Origin of the sequence: Nonomuraea sp. 3-1Str (assembly GCF_031570565.1) — a bacterium.
GTDB lineage: Bacteria > Actinomycetota > Actinomycetes > Streptosporangiales > Streptosporangiaceae > Nonomuraea.
Genome location: NZ_JALHBK010000025.1, coordinates 13,578 through 26,171, shown reverse-complemented (window position 1 = coordinate 26,171; position 12,594 = coordinate 13,578). Strand labels below are relative to the sequence as shown.

The window sequence follows — 12,594 nt, the reverse complement described above, 5'->3', positions numbered from 1 at the left end:
CGGCCGCGGTGACAGCCGGACCCTCGCGCGAGCCGGCCGGGGACGGCGGCAGGGTCGCCGTCCCCGGCCGGTCGGCGCGGAGCCGCCGCGTTTCACTCGCGCCAGGTCACCAGGGCGTCCAGCGCCTCCACCCGCGAGCCGTCGACCAGCAGCGGGTTGATCTCCAGGGCTTCGAGGCGGGGTCCGAGGGCCTGCGCGTACGCGGCCACGCGGGCCACCACGGCCGCGACCGCGTCGAGGTCGGCCGGCTCCGCGCCGCGGGCGCCCTCCAGCAGCCGGACGCCCCGCAGTTCCCCCAGGGCCCGGCGCACCTCGCGGGCGTCCACCGGCAGCAGCCGCAGCGCGGTGTCGCGCAGCACCTCCACCCACACGCCGCCGAGGCCGACGGCCAGCGTGAGTCCCCAGCCGGGGTCCCGCACCACGCCGACGAGCAGCTCCACTCCCCCGCGCCGCTGCGGCTGCACGAGCACGCCCACGGCACCACCGGCGTGCCCCGCGCCAGGGGCGGCCCGCACCGCGGCGACGATCTCCCGAAAGGCGGCGCGGACCTCCTCCGGGCCGGTCAGGCCGAGCCGGACCCCGCCGATGTCGCTCTTGTGCCCGAGCCCCTCCGCCGACGCCTTCAGCACCACCGGGTAGCCGAACCGGCCGGCCGCCGCGACCGCGGCCTCCTCCTCGTACGCCTGCTCGGAGGGCACCACGGGGATGCCCGCGGCGGAGAGCAGGGCCGCGGCGCGGTGCTCGGCCCACACGCCGCTCGCGCTCGCCGCCTCCGCGGGCACGCCGCCCTCGAAGACGGCGTCCCCGGACACGGCGGCCTCGGATACGGCGTCCCCGGACACGCCGTCACCGGACACGGGCCGCTCCGCGACCGGGGCGGCCAGCGCGGCGCGGCGCGCCTCCGACCATCGCACGGCCGCGCCGATGGCCTGCATGCCGTGCTCGATCCCGCCCACGACGTGCGGGAAGCCGGTCTCCTCCTGGACGGCCCGGCCGAACTCGGTGACGTCGACCAGGGCGTTGCCCATCACCACGACGGGCAGCGGGGAGCCCGCGATCTGCTTGGCGCTGGCCGCGTACGCGGCGAGGACGGGCGCGGGGTGGGCCGGGGCGAGGCGGGGCGGCTCGGACAGCAGCACGACGGCGTCGATGCCCGGGTCGGCGGTCACCGCCTCCAGGGCGCGGGCGAGCAGGGTCCGGTCGACGAGCACGTACCCGGTGACGTCGAGCGGGTTCTGCACGGTGCCGAAGGCCGGGAGGATCCGCTCCAGCCGGGCGGCCGTCTCCGGGGCGAACGGCGGCAGCTCCAGCCCCTCGTCCTCCGCCCGGTCGGCGATGATCTCCGACGCGCCGCCCGACGGCGTGACGACGCCGAGTCTCGGCCCCGGCAGCGGGCCCACCTCGGCGAGCAGCCCCGCGGTGATGATGAGGTCCTCCAGCGAGCGCACCCGGATGACGCCGAGCCCGCGGAAGGCGGCGTCGATCACGTTGTCGTCGCCGACCAGCGCGCCGGTGTGGGCCTGGGCGGTGCGCGAGGCGAGCCCGCTGCGGCCGATCTTCAGCGCGACGATCGGCTTGCCCGCCAGCAGCGCCCGCCGGGCCACCCGAGAGAACTCGCCGGGGTCGCGCACCGACTCCAGGAACAGCGCGATGGCCCTGGTGGCCGGGTCGTCCACGAGGTAGTCGACGACGTCCGTGACGGTCAGCGTGGACTCGTTGCCCATCGAGGTGAGCAGGCTGACGCCGACGTTGCGGGCCTGGGCGAAGCCGAGGACGGAGCTGGCCAGCGCGCCGCTCTGCAGCACCACGCCCACGGAGCCGCGCAGCAGCGGCGACGGGATGGGCAGCCCGTACGGGGTGATGCCGGCGGCGGCGTTGATGAAGCCGTTGCCGTTCGGGCCGAGGACGGTCAGGCCGTTGTCCCGGGCGAAGGCGGCGATCTCCGTCTCCATCCGGGCGCCCTCCTCCCCCGCCTCCCCGAAGCCCGCGGTCAGGACGACGTAGCTGGTGACGCCCGCCGCGGCCCCCTCGCGCAGCACGGGCAGGACGGCCGTGGTCGGCACCATCACGTAGGCGAGATCGACCGGGCCGGGCACCTCGGACAGGCTCCGGTGAGCCGGCTCGCCGTGGACGACGCCGCCTCGCGGGTTGACCAGGTACACCTCGCCGGTGAACCCGTGCGTGCGCAGGTTCAGCAGCGTGCTGATCGACCAGCCCGACTTGTCGGTCGCCCCCACCAGGGCGATCGAGCGCGGGTTGAACAGCTGTGCGACGGGCATCTCACTCCCCGATCGTGGCGAGCCGCGCGTGACCCTTGATCAGGTTACGGGCGATGGTGCGGCGCTGGATCTCGTCGGTGCCCTCGAAGATGCGCAGCAGGCGCAGCTCCCGGTACCACCGCTCCACGGGCAGCTCCTTGGTGTACCCCATCCCGCCGTGGATCTGCAGGACGCGATCGACGACCTGGTTGGCCATGACGGCCCCGTTCAGCTTGGCGATGGACGAGGCGTGCCGGGCGTCCAGGCCCTCCCGCACCCGCCAGGCGGCGTAGAGGGTGAGCCACTTGGCGGCCTCGATCTCCACCTGCGAGTCGGCGATCATCCACTGGATCGCCTGGTAGTCGGCGATGGGGTGGCCCATGGACGTGCGGATCCTGGCGTAGTCGATCGCCATCTGGAGCATCCGCTCGGCCGCACCGATGGCGCCGGCGGGGATGAGGTAGCGTCCCTGGCCGATCCACTGCATGGCCAGCTCGAAGCCCTTGCCGACCTCGCCGAGGACGTTCGCCTCCGGCACCCGGACGTTCTCGAAGACCAGGGCGGCCGGCCCCCACTGCCCCATGGTGGGGATGGGCTCGGACTTCCATCCCATGTCGCGGTCGACGAGGAAGCAGGTGACGCCGCCGTCCGCCCCCTTGTCCGGGTCGGTCACGGCGAACACCATCACGAAGTCGGCCTCGCTGCCGCCGGTGATGAACGTCTTCTCGCCGTTGATCACCCAGTCGCCGCCGTCCCTGACCGCGCGGGTGCGGATGTTGCGGGCGTCCGACCCGGCGCCCGGCTCGGTGATGGCGAAGCAGGAACGGCGCTCGCCCTCGATCGTCGGGATCAGGTAGCGCCGCCTCTGCTCCTCGTCCCCGGCGTAGAGGATGTTGTCGGCCGAGCCGCCGAAGCTGAACGGCACGAAGGTGCGGCCGGTCTCCATCGCGATGATCGCGGACATGACCGGGCCCAGGGCGGCTCCGCCGTACTCCTCGGGGGTGTTGATGCCCCAGAAGCCCATCCGCTTGGCCTTCAGCCGCAGCTCGCGCAGGACGGAGGGGTCGAGACCCGGCCGGCCGGCACGCTCGTTGCGCAGGACCTCCGGCTCCAGCGGCATGACCTCCCTCTCGATGAAGGAGCGGATGGTGTCGCGGATCTGCCGTTCCTCGGTGCTGAGCGAGAAGTCCATGCCCCAACCTTTTCTAGAATCATCCTCTAGGAATCGATTCCAGACTGGTCCCGCACATCGGTGATGTCAACCCCGCTTTTAGAATGTAATTCTAGAACTGTGTGGAGTACGATGGGGAGTCCCCGCACCGCGAAGGAGCCACCATGGCGCGCAGGTCCACGGGCAAGGGCGGGTCGTGGGAGTGGAGCCGTACCGCCCAGACCCGCAGGAGCATGCTCCAGGCGGCCCGCGAGGTCTTCTCCGAGCACGGCTTCGCCGACGCCAACGTCTCCGACGTGGTCGCTCGGGCCGGCTCCAGCGTGGGCAGCCTCTACCACCACTTCGGCGGCAAGACCGAGCTCTTCCTCGCGCTGTTCGAGGAGCACCAGGCCGCCCACGAGGAGGCCGCCGCCTCCAGCGTGGCCGCGGCGAAGAAGGCGGGCGTCCGCGACCCCGTGGAGCTGTTCATCACCGGCGCCCGCGCGTTCCTCGAAGGGTCGTGGGCGCGGCGCGACCTCGCCATGCTGTTCATGGACGGCGACGGGCCGCCCGGCTTCGAGCTGATCCGCCGCACCCGCGGCCGGGAGTGGGTCCGGCAGAACGCCGTCCTGCTCGGCGCGGGCGACACCCCGATGGGCCGCCTCACGGTCTCGGTGCTGACCAGCGTGATCGGCGAGGCCGCCCGCGAGGTGGCCACCTGCGACAGCGAGGACGAGGCCAGGGACGTGGTCGAGGCCGCCGTCGCGCTGATCCGCCGCTTCGACCCGCTCACCGCCCCCGCCCCCGCTGCCGGTCCGGAGGCCTGAGGCGGGGTCAGCCCGGCCGCAGCGCCATCCTGCCCCGGTCGAGCACCACCGTCCCGTCGTCCTTGGCCGTCCGGAACAGCACCTCGTCACCGTCCTGCCAGATCGACACGGTCAGCGACTCGCCCGGGAAGACCGGGCTGCTGAACCGTCCCGACATGCCGGCGAACCTGGCCGGGTCGGAGCCGGCGACCGCGTGCAGCAGGGCGCGCCCGGTGATCCCGTACGTGCACAGGCCGTGCAGGATCGGCCGGGGGAAGCCGGCCCTGGCCGCGAACGCGGGATCGGAGTGCAGCGGGTTGCGGTCTCCCGACAGGCGGTAGAGCAGCGCCTGGTCGGCCCGCGTCGCGCAGGTCACCCGGTGGTCCGGCGCCCGGCCGGGAGCCGTCCACTCCTCGCGTGGCCCCCGGTCGCCGCCGAACCCGCCCTCGCCCCGGATGAACACCGCGCTGCGGCTGGTGACCAGCGGCTCGCCGCCAGGATCGACGGCGCGGGCCTCGCTGGTGACCAGCGCGCCCGAGCCCTTGTCGTAGACGCCGGTCACCTGCGAGGTGACGGCCACCGTGCCCTCGGCCGGCAGCTCGCGGTGCAGCTCGAACGCCTGCTCGGCGTGGACCAGCATGGCCGGGTGGAAGTCGCCCAGCCTGCGCGCGACCGGCGCCTGGGCGGCCAGCACCGCGAACGTCGGCAGCACCCGCTGCGGGGTCCCGGCCGAGTTCTCGGTGGTGAAGGCGAGCTCGCCGGTGCCCGCGCCGACGCCCAGGGCGTACAGGAGGGTGTCGCGGGACGTCCACGAGCGCTCGTACGGCCCGCTCTCGACGCCGACCAGGCTGTGATCGATCGGCATGTCAGCCCTCACCGCCCCGCGGGCCGGCCGGGACGCGGCCGTCGGTCCGCGCGTTGGGCGCGGCCTTGGCGACCAGGGCGGGGATGACGTCGTCCAGCTCGGCCGGGTCCCACCGGGCGCCCTTGTCCACGCCCGGCCCCGCGTGCCAGCCCTCGGCCACGCTGATCCGCCCGCCGAGCACGTTGAACACCCGCCCGGTGACCTCCCGCGCACGCGCGCTGCCCAGCCAGACCACCAGCGGCGCGACGTTGTCCGGGTCCGCCGGGTCGAACGGACCCTCGACGGGCCGCCGGGGGCCGCCGAGCCCTTCGGTCATCCGCGTCAGCGCCGCCGGGGCCACCGCGTTGACGGTCACGCCGTAGCGGGCGAGCTCCTGCGACGCGATGATCGTCAGCGCCGCGACGCCCGCCTTGGCGGCGCCGTAGTTGCCCTGTCCCGGGTTGCCGTAGATGCCGGACGACGACGTCGTGTTGATCACGGCGGCCTCCACCCGCTCGCCGGCCTTGCTCCGGGCCCGCCAGTACGCGGAGGCGTGCCGCAGCGGCGCGAACGTCCCGCGCAGGTGCACCCGGATCACCGCGTCCCACTCCTCGGCCGTCATGTTGACCAGCATGCGGTCCCGCAGGATGCCGGCGTTGTTGACCAGGACGTGCAGGTCGCCGAACCGCTCGACCGCCGACGTGACCAGCCGCCGCGCGCCCTCGAAGTCGGAGACGTCCGCGCCGTCGGCGACGGCCTCGCCGCCCATCGCCCTGATCTCCTCCACGACCTCTCCGGCCGGGCCCGGGGACGAGCCCGTGCCGTCCACCTCGGCGCCGAGGTCGTTGACGACGACCTTGGCCCCCTGACGCGCGAACTCCAGCGCGTGGCCGCGCCCGATCCCCCGCGCGGCCCCCGTGACGATCACCACGCGGCCTTCCGCGATCCCGCCCATACGACACTCCTTCGACCGGCTCGTCGTCCAGAATTCGATTCTAGTATCGCGATCTAGAATCGGATAGGGCGAGCGGCCGCCCGGTCCGTGGAGTCGTCGAGGAAGACGCTGTCGATGAGCCCCCGGCCGATGCCCGCTCAGGAGGGCAGGCAGCGGCCCGAGACCACCGAGAACAGCCGCTCCTTGCCCGGCAGGATGCGCAGGTTGACGCGGTCGCCCTTGGCCGGCGGCGCGTTCGGGTCGACCCGGGCGATGACCGTCTGGCCGGCCAGCGCCGGTTCGCGGGCGTCGGCGTACTCGCCGTAGAGGAAGGCGTCCGAGCCGAGCTCCTCGACCACGGTGACGGTGATCGGGAACGTCGACGGGTCCGTCCCGCCGTCGCCGGCCACCTCGACCGCCTCCGGCCGGAAGCCCAGGATGACGCGGTCGCCGCCCTCCTTGCGCAGCGCCTGGAGCGTCTCGCGGCTCAGCCGGATCCGCTGCGCGCCCAGCACCGCCTCCTCGCCCTCGACGCGGAACTCGGCCAGGTTCATCGACGGCGAGCCGATGAAGCCGGCGACGAAGACGTTGGCCGGGTGCTGGTAGAGCCGCAGCGGCGTGTCCACCTGCTGCAGGATGCCGTCCTTGAGCACGGCCACCCGGTCGCCCATCGTCATGGCCTCGACCTGGTCGTGGGTCACGTACACCGTCGTCACCCCGAGCCGGCGCTGCAGGGCGGCGATCTGGGTACGGGTCTGCACGCGCAGCTTGGCGTCCAGGTTCGACAGCGGCTCGTCCATGAGGAACACCTTCGGCTCGCGCACGATCGCCCGGCCCATGGCCACGCGCTGCCGCTGACCGCCGGACAGCGCCTTGGGCTTGCGGTCGAGGAACTCCTCCAGGTCCAGCAGCCGGGCCGCCTCGTGGACCCGCCGGTCGCGCTCCTCCTTCGGGGTCTTCATCACCCTCAGGGCGAAGCCCATGTTGTCGGCCACCGACATGTGCGGATAGAGCGCGTAGTTCTGGAACACCATCGCGATGTCCCGGTCGCGCGGCGGCAGGTGCGTGACGTCCCGCTCGCCGATGCTGATGTGGCCGCCGTCGACCCGTTCGAGCCCGGCGAGCATGCGCAGCGACGTGGACTTCCCGCAACCGGACGGGCCGACGAGGACCAGGAACTCGCCGTCCTTGATGTCGAGGTCGAGGGCGTCCACCGCGGGCCGCTCGGTGCCCGGGTACACGCGGGTCGCCTCGTCGTAGAGAACTTTGGCCATCGGTCTCTCCTCAGTGACTCACAGGTAGGGGTTCGGTCAGGGTGGCGGGGCGGCGGAGCTCGACATCGACGAGGAGGACGCGGGCGGTCAGCTCGCGCAGGATCCTCTCCTCCTCGCGCGGCACGCCGCTGTCGGTGATCACCGTGTCGTACGCGCTCGCGTCGCGGTGGCTGAAGGCGGCGTGCCGCCCGAACTTGGAGGAGTCGACGAGCAGCAGGTGCCGCCGGGCCGCGTCGAGCATGGCCTCCTTGACGGCGGCGTACCTCTGGACCGGGTGGTAGAGGCGGCCGTGCGTGATCGCCACCGCCGACATGAGGGCGACGTCGGCGTGGATGCGCTGCAGGGCGCGGGACACCTCGGGCCCGGTCGTCGAGTCGAAGGCGCCGTCGTAGTCACCGCCGAGCAGGATCGCCTGGCTGTGCTCGGTGGCCGCGACGATGCGGGCGACGCTGACGGAGTTGGTCACCACCGTGTAGCCGCCGCGCTCGTCGAGGCGCCGGGCCAGCGGGAACAGGGTGGTCGAGTCGTCCATGAGGAGCACGCCGCGGGGCGGCAGCTCCCACAGGGCGACCTCGGCCAGCGCCTCCTTCTCCGCCGGCCGCGTCCGCCTGCGCAGCTCCGGCGCAACCTCCATCGTGACGGCGGCGACGGCCGCCGCGCGGCCGCGGGACTTGCGCAGCAGCGCGCCGCCGGCCAGGGCGTCCAGGTCACGGTGCATGGTCATCACGCTGACCCCGAACTCGCCGGCCAGCTCGGCGATGCCCATCTCGCCCCTTTCCGCGACGCGGGCGAGCACCGCCCGCCTCCGCTCCTCGAGACCGGCGGTCGTGGCCCGAGCCCTGGCCATGTCCTCACTCCTGCGGCCGTACCACTGCCTTGACCAGCTCGGGGTCGCGCGTGCCGGCCGTGAGCGCCTCCTCGACCCGGTCCAGGCCGTAGTGGCCGGTGACCAGGGCGTCCAGCTCGACACGGCCCGCGGCGGCCAGCGCGACGGCCCGCGGCCAGGTGTTGGCGTACCGGAAGGTGCCGGTCACCTCCAGCTCGCGCGTCTGCACGTACGTCAGCGGGAGCGGGATCTCGTCGCCGCCCATGCCGATGAGCACGACGCGCCCGGCCCGCGCCATCGTGCGGACGGCCTGCGCGGTCGCGGCGGGCCGGCCGGAGCATTCGAGCAGCGCGTCCGGCTCGAAGAGGGCGTCGGTCAGGCTCTCGGTGCGCACGTCGAGGATCGCGGTGGCGCCCAGCTCGCGGGCGCGCCCGAGCCGGGCGGGGTTGACGTCGGTGACCATGATCTGCGTGGCGCCGAAGGCCCGCGCGGCCTGGAGGCAGAGCAGCCCGATGGGGCCGGCGCCGGTGACGAGCACGCGGGTGCCCGGCCCGACCCGTGCCTTGAGGCAGGCCCACACGCCCACCGACAGCGGCTCGATCAGCGCGGCCGCGTCGTCGGAGACGGTGTCGGGGACAGGGTGGGCGAACTCCTCGTGCGTGACGACGTACTCGCAGAAGGCGCCGTCGATCGGCGGGGTGCCGAAGAAGCGCATCCGCGGGCAGAGGTTGTAGCGGCCCGCCCGGCACTGGGCGCAGGTGAAGTCGGGCACCCCCGGCTCCAAGGAGACGCGCTGCCCCGGGTGGTGGCGGCCCGCCCTCGGCCCGGTCTGCACGACGATCCCGGCCGGCTCGTGGCCGAGCACCAGCGGGGACTGCACGACGAAGTCGCCGATCCGCCCGTGCTCGTAGTAGTGCACGTCGGAGCCGCAGGTGCCGACCGAGGTGACCTGGACGAGCACCTGGCGGGGGCCCGGCTCGGGCCGGGGCCGCTCCTCCATGACGATCTTGCCGACCCCGTGCAGCACGGCTGCGCGCATGACCCCTCCTACTCTCCCGTGACGGCGCCGAGGGTCAGCCCGGTGACCAGCCAGCGCCGGACGGCGAGGCCGGCGAGCATCATGGGCACGACCACGATCGTGCCGATCGCGGTGAGCTGCCCCCAGTCGACGCCCGTCTGGGTGACGAGCTGCGAGGCGGCGATCGGCAGGGTCTGCGAGCTCGGCCCGGAGAAGACCACGGCGAAGGCGTAGTCGTTCCAGGCGAAGACCAGGCACAGGATGAAGGTGGTGACGAGCCCGGCCTTCGTCAGCGGGAGGATGACCGTCCAGAAGGCCTGCCAGCGGGTGCAGCCCGCGACCAGCGCCGACTCCTCCAGCGACGGCGGCACCTCGGCGAAGAACGCGCTCATCAGCCAGATGGCGAACGGCAGGTTGAACGTCAGGTACGCCAGCACCAGCCCCGGGATGGTGTCGATGAGGCCGAGGCCGCGGAAGATGAGGAACAGCGGCACCACGACCGCCGCGATGGGCGCCATGCGGGTCGAGATGATCCAGAACGCCAGGTGCTTCTTCCCGCGCATCTGGGTCCTGGCCAGGCCGTACCCGGCCAGCGCCCCCAGGCAGACGGCGAGCACCGCGGAGATCCCGGCGGCGAGCACGCTGTGCCAGATGTAGGGCACGAGGTTGTTCGGCCCGGAGAACAGGCCCCGGTAGTTGTCCAGGGTCGGCTGGAACAGCACCTGCGGCGTGCCCGAGGTGACGTCCGTGCGGTTCTTGAACGAGGACATCAGCATCCACACCAGCGGCACCAGCGTCCAGAGCATGGCCACGACGACGACCAGCCCGACCATCCAGCGGGTGCGCCTGCCGGTCTCCTCCAGCGGCGACTGCGGCGTCCCCCGCGGGGCGGCCGTCACCGGCGCGGTGCGCCGCTCGACCTGTGTGGCGCTCATCGGGTCAACCCCCTGACGTCCAGCAGCCGGACGAAGGTACGGGCGATGAAGATCGAGAAGGCCAGCATCGCCAGCCCGATGGCGGCGGCGTAGCCGAGGTCGAAGAAGCGGAACGCGGTCTCGTACAGCCGGACAGGGACGATCTTGGTGGCGTCGGCGGGGCCGCCGTTGGTGGTGACCCAGATGATGTCGAAGTACCGGATCGCGTCCATGGAGCGGATGAGCAGCGCGACGAGCAGCACATTCGCGATCGCCGGGAAGACGATGTACCGCAGCGTCATCCAGCCCGGCGCGCCGTCCACGGCGGCGGCCTCCCGCACCGACTGCGGCACGCTGGACAGGCCGGCCAGGGTGATCAGGGCGATCAGCGGCGTCCACTCCCACACGTCCATCAGCACGACGGCGGCGAAGGCGCTGATGGGGCTGCCGAGGATGTCGCCGGTGTAGCCGACCGAGCGCAGCACCCACGCGTAGAGGCCGAAGGTCGAGTCGGTGAGGTAGCGGCCCAGCAGGCCGACGATCGACGGGGCGACGAACATCGGCAGCAGCAGCAGGCCGAGCAGGACGTTGCGGCCGCGCAGCACCCGGAACAGGCACAGCGCGACGGCCACGCCGAGGACCATCTCCAGCCCGACGGTCAGGACGAAGTAGACGATCGTCCGCAGCCACGACATCCACATGTCGGCGTCGGTGAAGAAGCGCGCCCAGTTGCGCAGCCCGATCAGGTCGAGCCGCACCCCGCCGAGCAGCCGGACGTGGGCGAAGCTCATGGCGATCAGCGCGATGAACGGCACGATCGACAGCGCGGCCAGCAGGAGCAGGCCGGGCGCCATCATCCTGCCCTCGAAGCCGATACGCGGCTCACGGGGCGCGGCGGTGTCCGGCCGGGAGCGCTCCAGCACCGGCGAGTGATCCGCTGCGTGCGTCATCTACGCCACCCACCCTCGGGCCACGATCTGGTCCACCCGCGCCTTGATGGAGCGCATCGCCTCCTCCGGCGACGACCCGCCGGTGAGCATCCGGGACAGCTGGGTGAAGATCGCGGTGTTGCACTCGTTCCACATCGGGATCTTCGGGCGCAGGCCGATCTTGTCGGGCTCCCAGGCCTGCCGGACGGCGGCGGCGGTGAGCATGTTCGGCATCGGCGTGGGCCGGTGCTCGGCCGCGCGCACCTCCGGCAGCTCGTACACCGAGGTCCGGGTGGGGGTGCCGCCGCCCGCCTTGCTCTTGAGGTTGGCGAGCTGTGTCTGGGGCGAGGTGGCCCAGGCGATGAACAGCCAGGCGGCCCCGCGCTCGTTGGGCAGCGTGTTGCCGCTGATGGCCACCCCCGTGCCCCCGTACATGTTGGCGGTGCCGGCCGGCCCCTTGGGCAGCGGCGCGTAGCCGACCTTGCCGGGCAGCACCTGCTCGTTGCTGGCCGCGAACTCGTGCCAGTTGGGGCACATCGCCAGCCGCCCGGCGCGGAACGCGGCGCCGACGCCGTCCCAGTCCCAGGTCGTGGACGCGGGGTCGGCGATGGCGAGCAGCCGCTGGTAGAACCGCGCGCCGGCGATGGCGGCCTCGGAGTCGAGCCGGCAGGGACCGGGGTCGCGCGAGCCGATCCGCCCCACCTGCTTGCCGTTGTCGAAGTAGGCGCCGCCGTAGGACCACAGGACGTTGCTGAAGTCGTTCATCAGGGAGTCGTGCTGGCGGGCCTGGTGGCCGGTGCCGTACTTGACGTCCGCGGTGGCGTTCTTGTTGAACCACCGCGCCATCCTGTAGTACTCCTCCCAGGTCCGATCGCCGCCCGGCGTCGGGTCGAAGCCGAGGTCGTTGGCCATGCGGTCGTGGTACTTGTCGAACAGGTCGCGGCGGTACTGCCAGATCATCGTCGGCGCGTCGTAGGGCAGCGTGTAGATCGCCTGCGGGTCGACGAACCGGCCGGCGGCGTCGAGCTGGGCGGGGATGAAGTCCGCCACGCCGCCGGGCAGGTCGGGCAGGTTCGGGTCCGCCTGCATGGTGCGCAGGTCCACCAGCCCGCGCTGGTACGGCGCCAGCACCTGGTACGGGTCGGCGTAGATGACCTGGTACTGGGCGTGCCCGGAGGCCAGGTCCAGGGCGACCCGCTGGACGAGCGCGGTCAGCTCCAGCGTGACGATGTTGACGGTGATGCCCGTCAGGTCGGTGAAGGGCCGCGTGTCGGCCGCGATGGCGGCGGTGGGAGCGGTGTTCTCCGAGATGAAGTTCAGGGTGGCGCCCTTGAACTGGCGCCACTGGTCCCCGGCGGCGGTCGCGACGTGCGGCGCGTCGGCGTGGGATCCGCAGGAGCTGAGACTCCCGCCCAGGGTGACCGCGGCGCCCGCGGCCAGCGCGCCCCGCAGGATGTCACGCCTGCTCGGTTCGAGCGGGTTCCGGTCCACTGTCCCCTCCCCCACGGTCATGCGACAGGTAAGGGCAATGAGGCCGGTTTATCCGTAATAAATGCTGATGTAAACGCATATGTGAGATTTTCTCGCATTTCATATGAGATCTTTGCTTTTCTGGTGGGTTCTGGCTGGTCACCGGCTCGT

11 protein-coding genes are annotated in these 12,594 nt (G+C 72.6%); 1 reads left to right on the top strand and 10 read right to left on the bottom strand.

The window, feature by feature from the left end:
- Nucleotides 1-92: 92 nt before the first annotated feature.
- Both MTP10_RS31110 and MTP10_RS31105 read right to left on the bottom strand, forming a co-directional pair.
- Nucleotides 93-2,279: an acetate--CoA ligase family protein gene (locus MTP10_RS31110; RefSeq protein WP_310713713.1), complete on the bottom strand. Its 2,187-nt coding sequence runs from the start codon at nucleotides 2,277-2,279 to the stop codon at nucleotides 93-95.
- A 1-nt stretch (nucleotide 2,280) separates the two neighbouring features.
- Nucleotides 2,281-3,450, bottom strand: coding sequence for an acyl-CoA dehydrogenase family protein (locus tag MTP10_RS31105; protein ID WP_310713711.1), 1,170 nt, complete (start codon nucleotides 3,448-3,450; stop codon nucleotides 2,281-2,283).
- Between the two features lie 143 nt (nucleotides 3,451-3,593).
- Between MTP10_RS31105 and MTP10_RS31100 the strand changes: the two genes are divergently transcribed.
- Nucleotides 3,594-4,235, top strand: coding sequence for a TetR/AcrR family transcriptional regulator (locus tag MTP10_RS31100; RefSeq protein WP_310713710.1), 642 nt, complete (start codon nucleotides 3,594-3,596; stop codon nucleotides 4,233-4,235).
- Between the two features lie 7 nt (nucleotides 4,236-4,242).
- On the opposite strand, the gene MTP10_RS31095 is transcribed toward MTP10_RS31100, so the two are convergent.
- The 8 genes from MTP10_RS31095 to MTP10_RS31060 all read right to left on the bottom strand — a co-directional run bounded on the left by MTP10_RS31095 (nucleotide 4,243) and on the right by MTP10_RS31060 (nucleotide 12,444).
- Complete coding sequence (locus MTP10_RS31095) at nucleotides 4,243-5,079, bottom strand: MaoC/PaaZ C-terminal domain-containing protein (RefSeq protein WP_310713709.1); 837 nt, start codon at nucleotides 5,077-5,079, stop codon at nucleotides 4,243-4,245.
- Nucleotide 5,080: 1 nt separating this feature from the next.
- Nucleotides 5,081-6,013, bottom strand: a complete 933-nt coding sequence (locus MTP10_RS31090; RefSeq protein WP_310713708.1) for an SDR family oxidoreductase — start codon at nucleotides 6,011-6,013, stop codon at nucleotides 5,081-5,083.
- Between the two features lie 137 nt (nucleotides 6,014-6,150).
- Complete coding sequence (locus tag MTP10_RS31085; protein ID WP_310713707.1) at nucleotides 6,151-7,266, bottom strand: sn-glycerol-3-phosphate ABC transporter ATP-binding protein UgpC; 1,116 nt, start codon at nucleotides 7,264-7,266, stop codon at nucleotides 6,151-6,153.
- Nucleotides 7,267-7,276: 10 nt separating this feature from the next.
- Entirely contained in the window at nucleotides 7,277-8,113 is an 837-nt protein-coding gene (locus tag MTP10_RS31080; protein ID WP_310713706.1) for a DeoR/GlpR family DNA-binding transcription regulator, read from the bottom strand.
- A gap of 4 nt (nucleotides 8,114-8,117) precedes the next feature.
- Nucleotides 8,118-9,131 (bottom strand): NAD(P)-dependent alcohol dehydrogenase, encoded by a 1,014-nt coding sequence (locus MTP10_RS31075; protein WP_310713705.1) that lies wholly within the window; start codon nucleotides 9,129-9,131, stop codon nucleotides 8,118-8,120.
- An 8-nt stretch (nucleotides 9,132-9,139) separates the two neighbouring features.
- Nucleotides 9,140-10,045 carry a carbohydrate ABC transporter permease gene (locus MTP10_RS31070; protein WP_310713703.1) on the bottom strand — a complete coding sequence of 302 codons (906 nt, stop codon included), beginning with the start codon at nucleotides 10,043-10,045 and terminating at the stop codon, nucleotides 9,140-9,142.
- Nucleotides 10,042-10,974, bottom strand: coding sequence for a sugar ABC transporter permease (locus MTP10_RS31065; RefSeq protein ID WP_310713701.1), 933 nt, complete (start codon nucleotides 10,972-10,974; stop codon nucleotides 10,042-10,044). Before MTP10_RS31065 ends, MTP10_RS31070 begins: the two co-directional genes overlap by 4 nt.
- Entirely contained in the window at nucleotides 10,975-12,444 is a 1,470-nt protein-coding gene (locus MTP10_RS31060; protein WP_310713700.1) for an extracellular solute-binding protein, read from the bottom strand.
- Nucleotides 12,445-12,594: the final 150 nt, after the last annotated feature.

Excerpts from the sequence above, each read along its gene's own strand:
- MTP10_RS31110 (WP_310713713.1), bottom strand. The coding sequence starts at position 2,279 with ATGCCCGTCGCACAGCTGTTCAACCCGCGCTCGATCGCCCTGGTGGGG.
- MTP10_RS31105 (WP_310713711.1), bottom strand. The coding sequence starts at position 3,450 with ATGGACTTCTCGCTCAGCACCGAGGAACGGCAGATCCGCGACACCATC.
- MTP10_RS31100 (WP_310713710.1), top strand. The coding sequence starts at position 3,594 with ATGGCGCGCAGGTCCACGGGCAAGGGCGGGTCGTGGGAGTGGAGCCGT.
- MTP10_RS31095 (WP_310713709.1), bottom strand. The coding sequence starts at position 5,079 with ATGCCGATCGATCACAGCCTGGTCGGCGTCGAGAGCGGGCCGTACGAG.
- MTP10_RS31090 (WP_310713708.1), bottom strand. The coding sequence starts at position 6,013 with ATGGGCGGGATCGCGGAAGGCCGCGTGGTGATCGTCACGGGGGCCGCG.
- MTP10_RS31085 (WP_310713707.1), bottom strand. The coding sequence starts at position 7,266 with ATGGCCAAAGTTCTCTACGACGAGGCGACCCGCGTGTACCCGGGCACC.
- MTP10_RS31080 (WP_310713706.1), bottom strand. The coding sequence starts at position 8,113 with ATGGCCAGGGCTCGGGCCACGACCGCCGGTCTCGAGGAGCGGAGGCGG.
- MTP10_RS31075 (WP_310713705.1), bottom strand. The coding sequence starts at position 9,131 with ATGCGCGCAGCCGTGCTGCACGGGGTCGGCAAGATCGTCATGGAGGAG.
- MTP10_RS31070 (WP_310713703.1), bottom strand. The coding sequence starts at position 10,045 with ATGAGCGCCACACAGGTCGAGCGGCGCACCGCGCCGGTGACGGCCGCC.
- MTP10_RS31065 (WP_310713701.1), bottom strand. The coding sequence starts at position 10,974 with ATGACGCACGCAGCGGATCACTCGCCGGTGCTGGAGCGCTCCCGGCCG.